Source organism: Aequorivita echinoideorum, from assembly GCF_018476645.1.
Taxonomy (GTDB): Bacteria; Bacteroidota; Bacteroidia; order Flavobacteriales; family Flavobacteriaceae; genus Aequorivita; species Aequorivita echinoideorum.
The window spans coordinates 569,661-589,287 of record NZ_JAHCTB010000002.1 but is presented as its reverse complement, the minus strand read 5'-3'; the positions used below and the strand labels follow the sequence as shown (position 1 = coordinate 589,287).

The window sequence follows — 19,627 nt, the reverse complement described above, 5'->3', positions numbered from 1 at the left end:
TAAGTGATGGGACAATTTACTACTTTTCAAATGAAAAAAGGGCTGCCCAAATGGACAGCCCAGTTTTTAAAATCTAGTCGACAAAAACTAAACGATTTTAAATGTTGCCTATTATAAGGCGGTTACAAAGGAAAACTTTCAATGTTCCTTTACCGTAAACAGATGTTTACTAAATCATTAAGAGATAAAATTTTTTGAATATATTGAATATTATAATTATTAAATATCTTATAATGAATGTATTATAGGCTTAATGTTAATTCAACGTTATGTAATTGTTTAATTAGGGTTAATTTTTTAACTTTGAGTATTCAGAAAATTTAAAAAAATTAAACGTATGAAAAATATATTGTCCCTTTTGGTTATAGCACTTATTTCTTCAGTTGCTTTGGCACAAGAAAACAATAAAGACACTTTCTATCTAGATGGTGATGTTATTCAAGCTACACTTTACCACGATAATGGTGAGGTTGCACAAACTGGTTTTTACACAAAAGAAAACAAACTTCACGGTGAGTGGGTAAGTTTTGATAGAAATGGAAACAAAACTGCCGTAGCTAAATATAACAATGGCGCTAAAACTGGCACTTGGTATTTCTTTTCAAATAAAAATATTCAAGAAGTAACCTATGCGGATGCGCGTATTGCGAAAGTGGTTACCTGGAAATCTGAAAATACCCAAATTGTATCAAACTAGTTAAATTTCTTTATTGCATAAATAAAAATCCCCGGGTCATCCTTTGGCCCGGGGATTTTATTTTTTGCTAATCCACTATTTATTCAAAACTGTAACCAGTCCAGTTAAAGATGTTTCTGTCAACTGTTGGTGTTGTTCCTTCAGTTACATTGATTGTTGCGCCAGAAACTGACTTAATATCTGTAATATCCAATCCTGAAGCTGCATCACCTACTAAAGACATATTGATGTTTGCACCGTTTGCATCACCAGCACCGTCCAATAGATCGATAAAATCACTTGCCTCAGCATTTTCATTTGCAAATGCAACGTAGCCATTTGTTAAGGTAAGACCGCTTCCTCTTCGTACTTTGATCATATCTGCCATAGATACAGGAGCTCCATTAATCAATACAAGTCCATTGATTGTTGGGTTAGATTGACCTGAATCTCCAGGATTTTGTCCGTCAAGGTTACCGTCTCCTTCAATACCACGCGGGTCTTCAGTTATAGCGGTATAGCTAGCTTCTCTTAATCCATAAAGATTTGTAGCAGTACCGGTCCATCCTTGTGTCCAGTCAAACATATCATCCTTAATGTTTACAGCAATTGCATTACGAACGTTTACCGTTCCGCCAAACCACTCAAAGGCATCATCATCACCGAAGAATACACCTACGTTTTCAACAACAGTTGCATTACCAACTCCGTAGAAAGTGATACCGTTGAATTCCTTATCACCGTTAATACGCGCGCCAGTATATAATGCCTGTACATAAGTCATTACACCAGAATTGTCACTTGCATCTGTACCACCATAGGTTAAGTTTACAACCTCTGTTGTAGCTGTTCCACCACCGCTGATAGGTGCTTTACCAATAATCAAAATACCACCCCAGTCACCAGATCTTGGATTTCCGGCATTGGAAGTAAATGTAATAGGTGAATTGGCAGTTCCGCGAGCATCAATTTTTGCACCTTGCTCAATAGCTACATATACATCAGTTCCCCCTGCGGTAGCCCTGATTACTGTTCCCGGCTCAATACAAAGGGTTGCTCCGTTTTTAACGCTTAGTGGTCCATTAAGAGTCCATACTGTATCTGAAGTTAAACACACATTTGCAGTAACATCTCCTTTAAGATCTTCTGGATCTAAATCTGGATCGTCCTGTCCAGCGATAATACCATCTTTTTCGGCAGCGATCTCACAAGGCTCACAAGAACCACCGCAGTCTACAGCAGTTTCATCCCCATTAAGAATTCCGTCATTACAAGTTGCTACCGGTTCGGGTGTTCCGCCATCATCATCTTTACTGCAGCTGGAGATTGCTAAGGCTGCTAATAAAAGGCTGGATAAAAGAATTTTTTTCATTTTTTGTCTGATTTTAAAAGTTTGGTGCAAAGAAACAATTGTGTTGTTTCGTCACGTTTAGGTTAATATTATGCTTTTGTTAATTGCTAATTAAAAACTGTATGATACTCCAGCACTGAACAATACCCCACGTTTAAACGTTTCGATTGTGGTTTCTTGGCCATCTGGCAAAGTGGGATTTGCTACCCCAATGTTATTTACGTCCTGGCTCAATTTATACTCCGGGTCGAGGATATTCTTAATATTCAATTTGATTCCAAAGTTTTCATTGATTGCTATTCTATTTATGAAATCCAAAGTGGCAATAGATGAAAGCATGATATTGTTTTTACCCGATCCTGGATTGGCATCATCACCACCAGTTCCCAAAGAATAGATACTCTCACTGTTATAATTGAAAACCAACGAGCTGGTAATTCCAGTAGAGCCTTTTTTAAGATTGAGCGTTAAATCTGACCCGATTACCAAAGGTGAAGAACCTTCAAGTTCATCTTCTTGGTTCGTAAAACGAACAGTTAAATCATCCGTAGGAACATCTTCCAATTTTTGATTTGAATAGAGATAGGAACCATTCAATCCAAATGTCAAGGATTTTTCTGCTCCAGACTCATCTGCAAATCGAATTAGGTCTTTTCTGAGTTCGAATTCAATTCCACCCACATTTGCATCACCAGTATTTACATAAGAAAGTTCACTTGCGGCAGAGTTTACTTCAATTCTATTGATCGCATTTTTGATATTCTTGTAAAAACCAGTTACCGCGATTATTTCACCTGGACTGAAATAATATTCATATTTAAGGTCAACGTTGTAATTTTCAGCAGTTAATAATGAAGGATTACCAAAACTGTTGAAGGTTACATCTTCATATAAAAATGGCGCCACCTCTTTAAACTGCGGAAGCGTGTAGGTTTTACTACCTGCCATACGCACGATACTGTTTTCGTTGAAATTATATTTTAAGTTGAAGCTTGGCAGTATGAAATTTTCGTCAATTAGTGAAGGATCTGTGTTGGGATCGTCCGTGCTGGCAAGGTTTGTATCAAAAGTTACTTCTTGCTTCACTTGCTCGTAACGCACCCCGGCATTCGCTGAAAATTTATCTGAAAAATCATAGGCAACCTCGGCCAGTCCTGCATGAATTTTTCTATCACCACTATATGAAAATGGTCTGAAAGGATCAGTGCCATCACGGCCATCGCCACGGTTTGTGGTAAGCCTGAAAATTCCGGCATTAAGTGATTCCTGATTGAAAAGCGACGTGTCCGGGTTGTCAATATCCACAACGGCTGGGCTGTCGAAAAGGTAATTGATTTGCGTATAGTTGAAAGTTCTATCGGTATCGCGATAATTGTAGCCCAAACGTACGCGACTGTTATTACTGTCCTCGTTTTTGCCATTGAGGGCATAATCTAAGTAGAGCTTGCCGGCAAGGTCATTTTCTTCAAGATTTGAATAAAATCTGTTGTTAAGCGCACTACCGGAAGCAGCACGTGCTATATTTTCGTTGACATCGATAACATACGTGTTTGTTCTTCTGTCCGGTTCATAACCGCGTATGGTATTATAAGAAGCGCCGGCTTCCAGGCTTAATTTTTCGGTAAGCGTAAATGAGGTAAGAAGTTGGTTTACAAAAAGGTTGTTTTCATTTTCTTGTTGCCTTCTAATAAGCGCGCGTACGGGGTTTCCAGGCTCGTCATTTTCAGTTAAACCTGCTCTAAGGCCATAATAATCAGCAACGCTTTGTCCATTATTTTTTATGAAAAGACTATTTACGGCAATATAATCACCACCGGCGAAGCGGTACTTTATATTTCCCATTCCAAGTTTGGAAACATTATAGATATATTCAGTCCGGTCAAACTGTTGTCTGTAATTTCCGGATGCATTGATCCTATCTGAAGTTCCTTCCCTGAATTCATATTTGTTATCAAATTTTCCGACAAAAAACACGCTCAAGCTATTATCGCCCAAAGCGAAGCGCTTTCCGCCAGAAAGAGAGTAGCTCGAGTTCAACTGCGCATTTTGCATTTCTGGCTTATAATTATTGTCGAAAGAATGCACACCTAAATCTTTAATAGGAACCGAAACATTGTGGATATTCCCAATATACTTGGCGTTATCCATTGTAAGGAAGGTCTTGCCGATGGCACGTGAGTTAACCTCCGGAGAAATTGAAAACTGCAAGCTGCCGGAACCATTGAGTTCTTTGCTTACAATATTGATATTCGCTCCTGCAACATCACCATAAATTGGAGTAGAAAATGTTTTATTAATACCAACACTCTCAATTATATCGGAAGCAAAGAAATCCAATGAAATATTCTTATACTCTGGATCTTCTGATGGCAAAGGCAATTCATTTAAAGTAGTAGAGTTGTAACGATCGCCCAATCCACGGACGAAAACATTTTTTATTCCGGCCTGCTTTTTAATACCCGTAACCTTGGTTACCGCACTTTCCGCATCGCCCACTCCTTTGCGGGATAAATCTTCAGCACCAATAGATTGTGTAATTCCCACGGCCTTTTTTTGTTCCAATAAAAGTGCAACCGCACTCTCGCGGCGCGTAGTGGTTTTAATTACAACTTCATCTAGGGCTGCCGCACTTGCACCCATAGGTACATCTACATTCGTAACTTTATCGGCTACAACCTTTACATTCGGTATTTCAACGGTTTCATACCCTACAAAACTGTACACTACGGTATAAGTACCGGGTCCCACATTTTCAATGGAATAAAGTCCGTCAATGTCAGACGTCACCCCTTTTGTAGTTCCTTTTATAAAAATGTTTGCAAATGGAAGCGGCTCGTTATTGTAATCTGTGTCGGTCAATTTCCCAACGATAGAGCCGTTTTGGGCTACTGAAATTACAGTAAAAAGAAAGAAAAATAATTGTACTAAAGTTTTCATTTTTGTCGTTTGATTTTATGGTGCAAAGGAACTTCTGCTATGTAAAGACGATGTTAATTGCGCATTACCAATTCGTCACCATAGTGTTAGCTAAACGTTAACAACAACTTTGCTTGCGGCCATTGGTTTCATGGCTTAAAATAGTATCTTGCTTTTCCAAAATCTGAAAAATATGATGCAATGGGAAAGGTTGCTCTCCCTCCAAAAACAGGGAGTTAAAAACAAGCGCTTGCGAACCGAGGAAAATGAGACCCGGCTAGGGTTTGAAGTGGATTATGATAGAATAATATTTTCTTCCGCTTTCCGAAGCTTACAGGACAAGACACAAGTAATTCCGTTGTCCAAAACATCCTTTGTACACACCAGGTTAACACACAGTCTGGAAGTTTCGGTTGTTGGCCGTTCCTTAGGGCGAACGGTGGGAAAGGCAATTATTGAGAAGCATCCACACCTTTCAAAAATCCACGGACATCATTTCAACGATTTCGGCGCTATTGTAGCCGCAGCGGCGCTTGCGCACGATATTGGAAATCCGCCATTTGGACATAGCGGCGAGAAGGCTATGGGCAGTTATTTTTTAAATGGTGAAGGAAAACGTTTCAAGGATAATTTAACTGAAAAGGAATATCAAGATTTAGTAGATTTTGAAGGAAATGCCAATGGCTTCAAAATATTGACCGAGACCAGAAATGGTGTGGAGGGCGGCCTTCGGCTTTCGTATGCAACGCTTGGGGCATTTATGAAATATCCCAAAGAATCACTTCCGAAGAAACCAACCGCACACGTAGCCGATAAAAAATTTGGTTTTTTCCAATCTGAAAAGGAATTTTTCGAAGAGGTGGCCACCAATTTGGGAATGCTTAAAAGAAATGGGAATTCACTTAGTTTTTCCCGTCATCCGCTAGCATATTTGGTTGAGGCGGCGGACGATATTTGCTATACTATTATTGATTTTGAAGACGGAATAAACCTGGGTTTAATTGAAGAGGAATTTGCGCTGGAGTATTTGATAAATTTGGTAAAGGAAAATATAAATACTTCCAAATACCAAGAATTGAAACACACTGCAGACCGATTGGCATACCTTCGTTCCCTAGCCATAAGTACATTGATTCAGGAAGCGGCCTCCATTTTTATTGAGAATGAAGAATCAATTTTAAAAGGGGAATTTTCTGTGCCTTTGCTATCCAAAAGCAAATACACAGCGCAGATAGATGACATCATTAAATTGAGTGTTGCAAAAATTTATCAAAGCAAGGAAGTGCTGGAGAAGGAAATTGCTGGTTACACTATTCTAAATACGCTTTTGCACGCAATTACTACTGCTTTTGAAAATAAGCAAAATAGTAGCGAAACCCATTACGATAAACTCGTTTTGAAATTGGTTGGAAATTTTAATAAGGATGAAATATCTGTTTATGACTACCTTATGGAGAGTTGTTTCTATATTTCAAAACTTACGGATGGGAATGCTCTACAAATATTCCATAAGATAAAAGGAAGTCTTTGAAAATAAGGCATTTGTGTTAAATCCGACGGATTGAAAGTGTTTTTTATATTTTTTGTTATATTTTTATGAATTCGGTACAAGGATGTGCCGAACAAATCTCAAACCTACTTTTGGTTAAACTCCATAATTTAAATTCAATAAAAGACATGAAAAAATTTTTTTACTTATTATTATTTTTTACCGTTTCTCTTGTAACGGGACAAGAATCTAAGATTCCAATAAAGTCTTATCTTGAAAACAATCGAACGCAATTACAGCTTCAGTCCCAAGACATTTCAGAAATATCTATCGCTTCCCAAAGTTTTTCGAAGAGCTTAAATGCAGATAACGTATATGTTGAGCAACGTTATCAGGATATAAGAATCTTTAATTCCGTTTCGCCATTTGTTTTAAAAAATGGTCAGGTCATAAGCGCGAAGGTTTCTTTTATCCAGAACATTGCTTCAAAGGCAAATGCTGCAACTCCAACAATTTCTGCAGCTTCGGCAATAACAAATGCCGCCAATCAATTGGGTTTGCAAGCACCTAGTGGTCTATCGTTATTAGAAACAGGCGATGACAATAATTATATTTTTACCAATGGAAATATATCGTTGGAAAATATTCCGGTAGAATTGGTCTATCAAAAATTAGAAGATTCCAATACGCTAAAACTTGCTTGGAATTTAAGTATTTATCTTTTGGATGGAAGCCATTATTACAGTGTGCGCGTAGATGCTCAAACGGGAACTATACTTGCTACGGATGATTGGGTAGTGAGCTGTAATTTTGATGATCCCAACAAGGAACATTCACATTCAACAGAAGTAAGTTCACAAAATATCAATTCTCAGAGCATATTATTTGCCCCAGCTAAACAATCCATAATGGTTGATGGCTCCCAGTACAGGGTTTTTCCAATACCGGTAGAATCTCCCAATCACGGTGTCGCTGCTTTGGTTTCTGAACCAGCAGACCCTATAGCATCTCCTTTTGGATGGCATGATACCAACGGCGCCACGGGAGCAGAATTTACGATAACTAGGGGAAATAATGTATATGCACAGGATGATATTAACGGGAACAATGGATTTGGTTCTGCCCCTGATGGTGGTGCTGATTTGGATTTCGATTACGATTTCAATTTCAGTACACAACCAGTAAATATGCTTGATGCCGCTACAGTGAACCTGTTTTATTTGAATAATATCATGCACGATGTTTGGTATCGTTATGGCTTTGATGAGGCAAGCGGTAATTTTCAGCAAAATAATTATGGAAATGGCGGTAATGCCGGGGATTTTGTAATCGCGGATGCTCAGGATGGAAGCGGTTTGAATAACGCAAATTTTGGAACACCTCCAGATGGCGGATCAGGCAGAATGCAAATGTTTTTATGGAATGCTAATGGCCCTCCGGGGGAACCTTTGACTATAAACAATGGTCCGCTTGCCGGTGGTTATACCGGCGTGCCTGCACAATTTGGCGCTCCTCTTACAAATGTTCCAATAACAAGTGATTTGGTTTTGGTTGTAGATGATAATTCTGGTGGGACTTCCACAGATATTTACGATGGTTGCGATGTAATTACAAACGCGGCCGCTATTAATAATAAAATTGCAGTTCTTAGAAGAGGCGACTGTGAATTCGGCGTAAAGGTTTTAAATGCTGAAAATGCAGGTGCCATAGCGGTTATTGTGGTAAACAATGTAGCTGGAGCACCAATAGCAATGGGGCCAGGAGCTGCGGGTGACCAAGTTACTATTCCCTCGATAATGGTTTCGCAAGCAGATGGAGATGCTATTATTGCTCAGCTTTTAGCTCCGGCAACCGTAAATGGAACATTGGTTGAAGCGGGACCATTTCAAATTGATGGAGATGTTGACAACAGTATAATTGCTCATGAGTACGGACATGGAATCTCCAATCGTCTTACAGGCGGTCCAAATGCTGCCGGTTGCCTTCAAAATGATGAGCAAATGGGAGAAGGATGGAGTGATTATTTTGGACTTATTTTAACTATGAAAGAGGGTGATGCTGGAGAAGATGGTAGAGGTTTCGCAACATACGTTTTGGGCCAACCTTTAAATGGATTAGGTTTAAGAACAAAACGTTATAGTACAGATTTTACAGTAAATAACTTTACCTATGATAATATTAAATCCCCATCTATATCTATACCACACGGTGTTGGTTCAGTTTGGGCTACAATGTTATGGGATCTTACCTGGGATTTAATTGATGAATATGGTTTTGATCCTGATATTTACAATGGAACTGGTGGCAATAACATTGCTTTGCAGTTAGTAGTTGATGGTCTTAAACTACAACCTTGTAATCCAGGTTTTGTATCAGGACGTGATGCCATTCTTGAGGCTGATGAAATTGCAAATGGTGGCGCCAATAGATGTATCATTTGGAGGGCTTTTGCAAGAAGAGGTCTGGGGTTAAGCGCTAACCAAGGTAGTTCATTTAGTAGAAGCGATGGAGCACAAGCGTTTGATGTTCCTGCAGATTGCGTATTAGGAGTTGACGATCAGGGCAACCTTGATAATAACTTCATAATTTATCCAAACCCCTCAAATGGTGAGGTGAACATTAAAGCGAAATACGCTGCAGGTGATGCTACAATATCTATTTTTGATATGAATGGAAGAGAAGTTTTCAACCAGCAAGTTGAAATGCACAACGTTGTGAATATCAATGCAGGTGGTTTAAAATCTGGTATTTATCTAATCAAAATAGATGGTGAAAATTATTCGCACACCAGTAAGCTTATAATTAATTAAGATTAAAGCTTTTGAGAATAAAAAAGAGAGGCCTTCGGGCCTCTTTTTTTATATAAAACTTTGAATGGTGCTTAAGATTTTTTCTGAAGAAATCCCGCAAATATCCTGCAACTCTTCAATGCTTCCATGTTCCGGAAAAATATCTGGAATACCCAGTTGTACAATCCTATTTTTATAAATATTTTTTGCGCCGAACTCTGAAATGCTGCTGCCAAGACCGCCCTTTATAGTCCCATCTTCCAGCGTTATTATGGTTTTGTAATTTCTGAAAATATGATGCAGCAAATCTTCATCAATAGTTTTTAAATAGCGCATATCGAAAATTCCAACCTTTTCATTTTCAGTTTCTGAAAGCCGATAAATAGCTTCAAGGGCATTGTTTACAATGGTTCCAATTGAAACAATAGCGATTTCTGAACCTTCTTTTAAAACTTCACCTTTACCAATTTCCATTTTCTGAAATGGCTTTTCCCAATCAATTATTCGTCCTCTGCCACGCGGGTATCGAATAAAAATGGGCAGCGGTAAGCCGAGCTGGGCTGTGTACATAATGTTTTGTAGTTCAACCTCATTCCGCGGAGCGAAGATAATTGCGTTTGGGATACAGTTCAAAAATGCCAAATCAAAAATTCCGTGGTGCGTTGCTCCATCTTCTCCCACAAGTCCGGCGCGATCCAAACAAAATACGATTGGAATTTTTTGTAGGCACACATCGTGGATCACTTGATCGTAAGCGCGTTGCAAAAAAGTGGAATAGATATTACAAAATACCGTAAATCCCTGCGTGGCAAGCCCGGCAGAAAATGTAACGGCGTGCTGTTCTGCAATGCCTACGTCAAAAGCTCTCTTCGGATATGCATCCATCATAAATTTAAGTGAGCTCCCTGTGGGCATTGCCGGGGTCACGCCTATGATTTTGTCATTTTTTTCGGCCAACTTTACGAGGGTTATTCCAAATACATCCTGAAATTTCGGGGGAAGAGAATCATTGCTTTTTGGTTCCAAATCCCCGGTCAACGCATCAAACTTTCCGGGTGCGTGATACACTACTTGATTTTCTTCGGCTTGTTTTAACCCCTTACCCTTTTTTGTAATTACGTGAAGCAATTTAGGCCCCGTAATTTTTTTCAAACGTTCCAATTCAGAAATCAGAATGTCGAGATCGTGGCCATCAACAGGCCCGGAATAATCAAAATTTAACGCTTCAAAAATATTATCGGTTTCCGGGGCGACATCCAAATTCACTTTGGTAAAATAATTTTTTAGAGCCCCTACGCTAGGATCAATTCCAATAGCATTATCGTTCAAAATAACAAGTAGATTGCAATCTGTAACCCCTGCGTGGTTCAATGCCTCAAACGCCATCCCGCTGGCAATGGATGCATCGCCTATCACTGCAATATGTTGTTTGGCAAAATCTCCCTTAAATTGAGATGCAATGGCCATTCCCAACGCAGCAGAAATCGCGGTGCTGCTATGGCCCACCCCAAAAGTATCATATTCGCTTTCGTCCCTCTTCGGGAAACCACTAATTCCGCGCAGTTGACGATTGGTGTGGAAAATATCCTTTCGGCCGGTAATAATCTTATGTCCGTATGCTTGATGGCCTACATCCCAGACCAATAAATCCTCGGGCGTATTAAAAACATAATGGAGTGCCAGGGTAAGTTCTACAACCCCAAGGCTCGCGCCCAAATGTCCTTCTTTTGTTGCAACAATGTTGATAATAAAGTCGCGAAGTTCCTGTGCCAGTTGTGGCAATTTTTGCTTCTGAATTTTGCGAAGATCTTTTGGGGATTGTATGGTATCTAATATATTTTTTGGCACGATGTAAAGATACGTTTATTGCGAAATTACTTTTTTATTAACCGAATAATTTATGGAAAGTTAATTTGTAGTTTTGCGATTCAAAAGAATTTTTTGTGAGTATTATTGAACCATTTGACGATACGTTTTTTATGAAGCGGGCCTTGCAGGAAGCGGAAACGGCCTTTGAAAAAAATGAAATTCCCATTGGTGCCGTTATTGTTGTCAATAACCAAATAATCGCTCGTGCCCATAATTTAACCGAAACCTTAAACGATGTAACCGCCCACGCCGAAATGCAAGCAATAACCGCCGCTGCGAATTTTTTGGGCGGAAAATATTTGATTGATTGCACGCTCTATGTTACCATTGAACCCTGCCAAATGTGCGCGGGAGCATTATTTTGGAGCCAAATATCGAGAATCGTGTATGGTGCGCGCGATGAAAAAAGAGGATGTATAAATCTAAATACCCAGCTGCATCCTAAAACGAATATGATTGGCGGAATTTTAAGCGAAGAGTGCTCTCAGTTATTGAAGCGTTTTTTTATCGAAAAAAGAAATCTTAACTAAAAAAGCCCTTCGTTTGAAGAGCTTTTTGTAAAAATAAAATTCTATATATTTAATCGTGGATTACGCGAACTTGCGCCGCTACACGTCCTTTTCTGCCTTCTTCTTCCACATATTCCACTTTATCACCTTCGTTTAAAGCTTCGCCGTTAAGGCCCGTAATGTGTACAAAAATGTCCTTTCCGGTTTCATCGTTGGTAATAAAACCGTACCCTTTAGATTCGTTAAAAAACTTTACTGTTCCTTCCATTGTAAAAAAATAAATTAATAATTAGCTACAAATGTATAATAAATCTCTTTTGAAATGTTAATGAAATTATAATTTTTTTTTGGATAAAAAATTGAATTATTTTTTGTTGTCTCTTTGGTATGCCTGCATTTTTTCAATGTTTTCTTTCGTGAGCATGTAGTCTTTCACATTTTTTCCGCGCCAGCGATGATAAATAAATAAGGGCATAACGACAAAAAAGCCGACCATCAGCGACAGGCCGATTATTAAATTTCCCGTGGTTTCATTTTCAGATTGAATATAAAAACCTATTGCCAAAGCGATAAGCACAGCTATAAATAGGATAGAAATTATGTATTTCATTTTTATGTTATTCTAATTTACTATTGTCTTCCCGAAAAATCAATCAACTTCCTTCTGTATGCCGTAAGAAGCTTTGACTTTGATACGAAACCAAAATATACGCCATCATTGATTACGGGAAGGTTCCAAGCGCCCGTATCTTGAAATTTCTTCATAACATCGGTCATTTTATCTTTATTTAAAAGTATAGTATCGGGCGCGCTGTGCATTAATTCGCTGGCTTTTAATTCTTTGTATAGGGCTTGATCAAACATGACCGGTCTTAGGTCGTCCAGCAGAATAATTCCTTCCAGTGTCTTGGTATTTCGGTTTAAGACGGGAAAAATATTCCGTTTCGATTTTACGATTGCCTCGTGCACCATTTCCCCCAAAGTCATATCTGGATAAATATTTATGAAATCCTGTTCAATGACCGTGCGTATGTCCATCAATGTGAGCACTGCGTGGTCTTTGTTATGGGTTATCAATTCGCCTTTTCTGCCCAATTCCATGGCATAAACAGAATGAGGGATGAAATATTTAGTTATGGAAAAGGAAATGGCCGCAGTAATCATCAAAGGGATAAAAAGCTCGTATCCGCCGGTTACTTCAGCAATGAGGAATATTGCCGTAAGCGGAGCGTAGAGCACGCCTGCCATCAGGCCCGTCATCCCGACAAGCGTAAAGTTACTTTCAGAAATTGGTGTAGAAAGCAGCCCGCAATTGTTCAGGATTTTTGCTACCAGGTTTCCCATAATGCTGCCCATGAAAAGCACGGGAGCAAAAATTCCGCCCACACCACCGGCACCAAAAGTAAGCGAACTTGCAATAATTTTGAAGAGCAAAAGTCCCGTTAAAAGTGCAATAACAATCCAAATGCTGCTGAGCTCTAAGTGAAAAATATTATTCTCCAGCGCTTTTTCGGGATTGCCTTTTACCAAATTGTTTATTACGTCAAACCCTTCGCCGTAAAGTGGTGGAATAAAATAAATAAGAATACCAATGCCCAACCCACCTATTACCAATCTTTGAAAGGGCGATTTTATTTTCTCAAAAAAATCCTGAAAAAATGCATAGACGCGCGTAAAATAAACCGATGTAAAGCCAGCAACAAGACCCAAAACCATAAAAAACGGAACGTCCCTAAGTGTAAATGAATCAATTGCCTTGAAGGGCAATAAAATATCACTTCCGAAGAAAAAATAGGAAGTAAGAATTCCAGAAATGGATGCCAAAAGAAGCGGTAACATGGACGCTAGCGTAAGGTCCAGGCTAAATACCTCAATTGCGAAAATGAGTGCCGCAATGGGAGCTTTGAATATGGAAGCCATGGCGCCGGCAGCAGCGCAGCCAATCAATAAAGTTCTATTTGCTTGGTTTAAATGAAGTACGCGCGAAAGATTTGAACTGAGCGCTGCCCCCGTTGCCACGGTTGGACCTTCAAGACCCACCGAGCCACCGAAGCCCACCGTTAAAGGCGCGGTAAGTATGCTTCCAAACATTTGATACCGCTTTATAAATCCCTTTCTTTTTGAAATTGCAAAAAGCGTGGAGGGAATGCCGTGATTCACTTTGTTCCTTATTATATATTTTATGATTATATATACAATGGTAAGCCCAAGAATGGGGAATATAAAGTAAAATGCGGTATGGTAATATTGAATTAAATTCCCTTCGAGCAAATGCTGAATAAAGTGCGTAAGGTTTTTGAGTATAACGGCGCCAACTCCCGCAAGAAAACCAACCACAATACTTATAAAGTACACAAATTGCGTTTGCGAGATGTATTTTATCCGCCAGATAAGAAAGCGGGTCAGTAAAGTTCTTTTTTGTGTTGGCATTTTTAAAGCTATCAAAAAATCCTGCAATTGCAGGATTTTTTTCTAGGATTTTATTTCAACTTTTAAGTGAAGTTCTTCTAGTTGCGTTTCGTCAATTTTAGCTGGCGCGTCTATCATTACATCGCGGCCTGCGTTGTTTTTTGGGAAAGCGATGAAATCACGGATGGTTTCCTGTCCGCCCAAAATGGCAACCAGTCTGTCCAGTCCAAAGGCGATACCACCGTGTGGCGGTGCGCCGTATTGAAAAGCATCCATCAAAAAGCCAAATTGCGCCTTGGCTTCTTCGGTGGTGAAGCCCAAATAGTCAAACATTAACGCTTGTGTTTTTTTATCGTGTATTCTAATGGAGCCGCCGCCTATTTCATTTCCGTTTAGTACCAAATCATAAGCATTTGCCTTTACATCACCTGGGTTGGTGTCCAAAAGTTCCAATTGTCCAGGTTTTGGGGAAGTGAAGGGGTGGTGCATTGCGTGGTAACGGTTGGTGTCTTCATCCCATTCCAAAAGCGGAAAGTCCACAACCCAAAGTGGTGCAAATTCATTATTTTTCCGAAGACCCAATTGTTCTGCCAAATGCATACGCAGCGCGCTCAACTGCGTTCTTGTTTTATTCTTCTGACCGGCCATGATCAGCATTAAATCACCAGGTTTTGAATTGCATTTTTCAGCCCATTGCTTTAAAGTTTTTTCACCAAAAAACTTATCAATTGAGGATTTTAATGTTCCATCTTCGTTATATTTTACCCAAATTAATCCCGTTGCTCCAATTTGTGGGCGCTTTACCCAATCTATCAGGGCATCTATTTGCTTTCGGGTATATTTAGCACAGCCTTCAACGTTAATGGCCACGACCAATTCCGCAACATCAAAAACGGGAAAACCTTTGGGCTCGAAAGTTCCCCATTCGGGGGCTAGGGGGCAAAATTCCATCCCAAAGCGTATATCTGGTTTATCGTTACCGTATTTTTCCATTGCCTCATCGTAGGTCATTCGGGGGAACTGTGCTATTTCAACACCATTTATCTCCTTTAGCAAATGTTTGGTCAACCCTTCGAAGGCATTCAGAATATCTTCCTGTTCCACGAATGCCATTTCGCAGTCAATCTGCGTGAATTCTGGCTGACGGTCTGCGCGCAAATCCTCATCGCGGAAGCATTTCACTATTTGGAAATATTTATCCATTCCGCCCACCATCAGCAATTGCTTAAAGGTTTGTGGACTCTGTGGAAGCGCATAAAACTGCCCTTCGTTCATCCTCGATGGTACCACAAAATCGCGCGCACCTTCGGGAGTAGATTTTATAAGATAGGGCGTTTCAACCTCGATAAATCCTTCATTTGAAAGATAATTGCGAACCGCCATTGCCACTTTTGAACGGAAAATAAGATTCTCGCGAACGGGTTTTCTGCGGATATCCAGATATCGATACTTCATACGCAAATCCTCGCCCCCATCGGTTTCATCTTCTATGGTAAACGGCGGAGTTATGGAATCGTTGAGCAGATTCAATTCAGAGACTAAAATCTCCACATCGCCAGTGGGAATGTTCGGGTTTTTGGATTCGCGTTCAATAACGGTCCCGGTGATCTGTATTACAAATTCGCGGCCCAGTTTTGTGGCCTTTTCCATAACTTCTTTTGATGTTCTTTCCTCATCAAAAATGAGCTGGGTAATGCCGTAGCGGTCGCGCAGGTCTACCCAGACCATAAAGCCCTTGTTTCGGGTCTTCTGCACCCAGCCTGCAAGGGTCACTTGCTTGTTTATGTCTGCGGCGCGAAGCTGTCCGTTGTTGTGCGTTCTGTACATTTTTCTTCTGAAAAAAAATTTTAGGAGGCAAATTTAATAAGTAATATGGGAATGGAAGTGGTTTTGAGGGGATTATTATTATGTGTGGGTTGATGTGTAGTTTGACCACGAATGCACAAATGCATAACCGTTGTGGGAATACATTCTAATTTTTCAGAGAAATGTTTTATTTATTTAAATGAAATAAGTTCTGAGGCCAAGATTTTGTTTCAGTTGTGGTAAAATAAAAAACCCTGCAATGTGGCGTCGCAGGGTTTTTTATTTTTGGATTGAAGAATTATTAAGCCTCTTTCATTTGGTTTTGAAATTGCTTTGCCCTTAGCTTTTTAAGTTCCTTCATTTTTCGCTTTTTTCTTCTTTTAATCTTGGCGCGGTTTACCAGATAGAACATTACCGGCACCACGATAAGCGTAAGGAACGTGGCAAAAACCAGCCCGAAGATTACCGTCCACGCCAGCGGCCCCCAGAAAATTACGTTGTCCCCGCCTATGAAAATATTGGGCGCAAAATCTGTGAAAAGCCCGAAGAAATCTATATTGAAACCAATAGCCAGCGGGATAAGCCCAAGTACGGTGGTGATTGCCGTGAGCAATACGGGGCGCAGGCGCGATCTTCCTCCCGCCACAATGAGCTCAAAGTATTGCTGTTTGGTAAGCATATCATCATCTCCCATCTCTAGGTCGCGCATTTTGCGGTCTATGAGTATTTGGGTGTAATCTATGAGTACAATGGCGTTGTTGACCACGATTCCCGCAAGGGAGATTATGCCCATCATCGTCATAATAATTACGAAATCCATCTGGAAAACGACCAATCCCAAGAAAACCCCCGCAAGACTCAATACCACGGAAGTTAAAATAATGATGGGTTTTGAAAGCGAATTGAACTGCGCCACCAAAATTAAAAGGATGCCGCCCATGGCGAAGAATAGTGCCAAGAGCAAAAAGCTCATGTTGTCTGCCTGTTCTTCCTGTTCACCGGTAAAGGCGAGCGAGATTTCTTTAGGCAGATCGTAATTTTGAAGCTCAGCTTTAAGGTCGGTTACTATTTCGTTTGCGTTATAATCCCCCAAAACATTTGAGTATAGGGTGATGGTGCGTTTTAAATCTTTCCTTTTAATACTGCTGAAGGAGGCCGTATTGTTTTTCTTTACCAGAGAAGAAATGGGTACTTGGGCAATAGCACCTTGATTGTTTCTGAAAGTTACGGGCTGGTTGAAGAGCGCGTTTTCATCATATCTGTACTGCTCTGCAAGGCGAACGTTTATTTCATAGTCATCATCACCCTCTTTGTAAGTAGAAATTTCCTCACCGAAAATGGCTCGGCGCAGGGTTTGGCCAATTTGTCCTGTGGAAATTCCCAGTTGGCCCGCTTTCTCGCGGTCCACGGTCACGTCCATTTCTGGTTTGCTTTTGTTTACATCAATTTTCAGTTCCTCGATTCCGCTTATGCCCAGACCCTCAATATAGGAGCGCAGGTTTTCCGCTTCGCGAAGCATTTCCTCATAATCTTCCCCGGCAAGCTCAATATTGATGGGATACCCTACGGGCGGGCCAGCGGCATCTTTTTCAACAATAATGGAAGCGCCGGGAAATCCTTTTACGGATTCGCGCACCTCTTCCAGGACATCGCTACTCTTTACGCCGCGGCGCAATTGGAAATCGCGCATGGACAAAGTGATTTTTCCCTTGTGCGGCATTTCATTGGTAGCACCACCATCGGTCTGCGGGTTTCCGGCACCTTGCCCCACTTGCGATATGGCAGATTCAACCATGTAATTGTAGCCATTATCATCATATTTACTGATGGCGTCAAAAACCCTTTCTTCCACCTTTTTGGTCAGCTCATTGGTTTTTTCAATATCTGTTCCCTGCGGATATTCTATATAGGTGATAATCTGATTGGGTTCATTTTCTGGGAAAAATAGCACGTTGGGCTGTGCAATGCCAACTAAAATAAACGATAGAATAAGAACGATAACCGTTCCGAAGAAAAAAACGTAGGCCTTTCTTCCCAACAGGGCATATTTTAAAATCCGTTCGTAGAAATCCTCCAGTCTTTTAAGTGCCTTGAACTGAAAATAATCTACCGCGCCGGCTAGGAAATATTTGTATGCCCAAAGCATAATTGCAGTGAGAATGGCGAGATTTCCAAAACCACGGAATGCGGCAACATCCATAGCAAATCCTGAGACGAGCAATAAAATACCCACCCCAAGAAGGATCAAACTCCAGCGGATCAATTTCTTTTTGGCCAGAGGCTCTTCCTCTGTCTTCATAAATTCTGATGTAAGCATGGAATTTATAATCAGCGCCACAAAAAGGGAGGAAGAAAGCACCACCGAAAGCGTTATGGGGAAATAGATCATGAATTTTCCAATGGTTCCCGGCCATAGACCCAGCGGGAAAAAAGCAGCAAGCGTGGTTGCCGTAGAAGCAATAATGGGCCAAGCAATTTCTCCCATTCCCTGTTTCGCTGCCTTGCGAGGGGGCATACCCTCACTCATTAAAGTATAAACGTTTTCCACTACAACAATACCGTTGTCAACAAGCATTCCCAGCCCCATTACCAAGCCGAAGAGCACCATAGTGTTCAGCGTAAAGCCGAGAGCCGATAAAATGAAGAGCGACATGAGCATGGAAAGCGGAATGGCAAACCCAACAAAAAGCGCATTGCGGAAACCGAGGAAAAACATAAGTACCAAAACCACCAGAATTACCCCGAAAATGATATTGTTTACCAAATCGTTCACTTGGTTTTCGGTTTTTATGGATTGGTCATTGGTCAATGAAACGTGCAAGCCCTGCGGAAGGTAATTTTCCTGTTCCTCGGCAATTACTTTTTTGATTTTTTCAACTGCTTCGATCATGTTCTTGCCGGCTCGTTTTTTCACATCGAGCATAACTACCGGTTCGCCGTATTCGCGGGCGTAAGTTGTGGCATCTTTTTCACGGAAGTTGATGGAGGCAATATCCTTCAGGAAAATAAGTCCGTCGTCCCTTTTTACGACCACATTCTCAAGTTCTCTTGGATTTTCAATTTCGCCAGTTATACGAATATTCTTTTGAACGCCATTTGTAATTATATTTCCGCCGGAAATGGTGTTATTCTCTCCCGCAATAGCATTTATAATATTATCAAAACTAACTTGGGAAGCCGTCATTTTGTAAACATCCACGGCAATTTCTACTTCTTTTTCCTCTGCTCCACGAATTGTTGCCTCTTTTATTTCTGGAAGCAATTCTACCTGATCTTGAATATATTCGCCGTATTCCTTTAGTTGTTGTACAGGATAATCTCCCGTAAGATTTATATTTAAGATGGGAAATTCTTCAGAAAAATTAAGATCGAAAACATTGGGTTCTACCTTTGCACCGTTGGCTAACACGGGCCACGTGGTTTCAGCTTTTACAAGATCGACCTTATCTTTTATCAGTTGCTTTGCTATAGGAATTTCAACGGTTTCCTCAAATTCTACTATAATAATTGAATAATCCTGAACGGTTGTGGAGGTAATTTCCTTTACGCCCGCCACGTTATTGAATTCTTCCTCTAAAGGTTCAGTGATAAATTTTTCTACGTCTTCCGCAGAGTTTCCGGGATTCACGGAGCTTATGTAGATTTTGGTTTCAATTATCTCAGGGAACGCCTCGCGCGGCATGCTGTAGTACGCAAAAATCCCCAGGAATAGGATGATTGCCATCACTACATAGACCGTCATTTTATTCTCGATGGCCCACGATGATATGCTAAATTCTTTATACGGATTTTTGCTCATAACGCAGCTGCTTT

At 40.3% G+C, this 19,627-nt stretch carries 12 protein-coding genes; 4 read left to right on the top strand and 8 right to left on the bottom strand.

The window, feature by feature from the left end; genetic code table 11:
• The first annotated feature begins 337 nt into the window (after positions 1 to 337).
• Positions 338 to 697 carry a toxin-antitoxin system YwqK family antitoxin gene (locus tag KIV10_RS06495; RefSeq protein ID WP_214112664.1) on the top strand — a complete coding sequence of 120 codons (360 nt, stop codon included), beginning with the start codon at positions 338 to 340 and terminating at the stop codon, positions 695 to 697.
• 79 nt (positions 698 to 776) lie between these two features.
• Here the strand turns inward: KIV10_RS06495 and KIV10_RS06490 are convergent, their stop codons facing one another.
• Positions 777 to 1,793 (bottom strand): hypothetical protein, encoded by a 1,017-nt coding sequence (locus KIV10_RS06490; RefSeq protein WP_246516215.1) that lies wholly within the window; start codon positions 1,791 to 1,793, stop codon positions 777 to 779.
• A 345-nt stretch (positions 1,794 to 2,138) separates the two neighbouring features.
• Complete coding sequence (locus KIV10_RS06485) at positions 2,139 to 4,964, bottom strand: TonB-dependent receptor (protein ID WP_214112662.1); 2,826 nt, start codon at positions 4,962 to 4,964, stop codon at positions 2,139 to 2,141.
• 175 nt (positions 4,965 to 5,139) lie between these two features.
• Here KIV10_RS06485 and KIV10_RS06480 point away from each other — a divergent pair, with 175 nt between their 5' ends.
• Together KIV10_RS06480 and KIV10_RS06475 are read left to right on the top strand one after the other, a co-directional pair.
• The gene (locus KIV10_RS06480) at positions 5,140 to 6,474 is read left to right on the top strand and encodes a deoxyguanosinetriphosphate triphosphohydrolase (protein ID WP_214112777.1); all 1,335 of its coding nucleotides are present in this window, start codon (positions 5,140 to 5,142) and stop codon (positions 6,472 to 6,474) included.
• Positions 6,475 to 6,620: 146 nt separating this feature from the next.
• Positions 6,621 to 9,242: a T9SS-dependent M36 family metallopeptidase gene (locus KIV10_RS06475; protein ID WP_214112661.1), complete on the top strand. Its 2,622-nt coding sequence runs from the start codon at positions 6,621 to 6,623 to the stop codon at positions 9,240 to 9,242.
• Positions 9,243 to 9,290: 48 nt separating this feature from the next.
• Here the strand turns inward: KIV10_RS06475 and KIV10_RS06470 are convergent, their stop codons facing one another.
• Positions 9,291 to 11,069, bottom strand: coding sequence for a 1-deoxy-D-xylulose-5-phosphate synthase (locus KIV10_RS06470; RefSeq protein ID WP_214112660.1), 1,779 nt, complete (start codon positions 11,067 to 11,069; stop codon positions 9,291 to 9,293).
• Between the two features lie 101 nt (positions 11,070 to 11,170).
• Here KIV10_RS06470 and KIV10_RS06465 point away from each other — a divergent pair, with 101 nt between their 5' ends.
• On the top strand, positions 11,171 to 11,620 hold the full coding sequence (locus KIV10_RS06465; RefSeq protein WP_214112776.1) for a nucleoside deaminase: 450 nt from the start codon (positions 11,171 to 11,173) through the stop codon (positions 11,618 to 11,620).
• Between the two features lie 49 nt (positions 11,621 to 11,669).
• On the opposite strand, the gene KIV10_RS06460 is transcribed toward KIV10_RS06465, so the two are convergent.
• The 5 genes from KIV10_RS06460 to KIV10_RS06440 all read right to left on the bottom strand — a co-directional run bounded on the left by KIV10_RS06460 (position 11,670) and on the right by KIV10_RS06440 (position 19,613).
• On the bottom strand, positions 11,670 to 11,867 hold the full coding sequence (locus KIV10_RS06460) for a cold-shock protein (protein ID WP_214112659.1): 198 nt from the start codon (positions 11,865 to 11,867) through the stop codon (positions 11,670 to 11,672).
• 96 nt (positions 11,868 to 11,963) lie between these two features.
• On the bottom strand, positions 11,964 to 12,209 hold the full coding sequence (locus KIV10_RS06455; protein WP_214112658.1) for a hypothetical protein: 246 nt from the start codon (positions 12,207 to 12,209) through the stop codon (positions 11,964 to 11,966).
• A gap of 20 nt (positions 12,210 to 12,229) precedes the next feature.
• Positions 12,230 to 14,029, bottom strand: a complete 1,800-nt coding sequence (locus tag KIV10_RS06450; protein WP_214112657.1) for a chloride channel protein — start codon at positions 14,027 to 14,029, stop codon at positions 12,230 to 12,232.
• Between the two features lie 42 nt (positions 14,030 to 14,071).
• Complete coding sequence (gene aspS / locus KIV10_RS06445; RefSeq protein ID WP_214112656.1) at positions 14,072 to 15,835, bottom strand: aspartate--tRNA ligase; 1,764 nt, start codon at positions 15,833 to 15,835, stop codon at positions 14,072 to 14,074.
• A gap of 280 nt (positions 15,836 to 16,115) precedes the next feature.
• Positions 16,116 to 19,613, bottom strand: a complete 3,498-nt coding sequence (locus tag KIV10_RS06440) for an efflux RND transporter permease subunit (protein WP_214112655.1) — start codon at positions 19,611 to 19,613, stop codon at positions 16,116 to 16,118.
• Positions 19,614 to 19,627 lie beyond the last annotated feature (14 nt).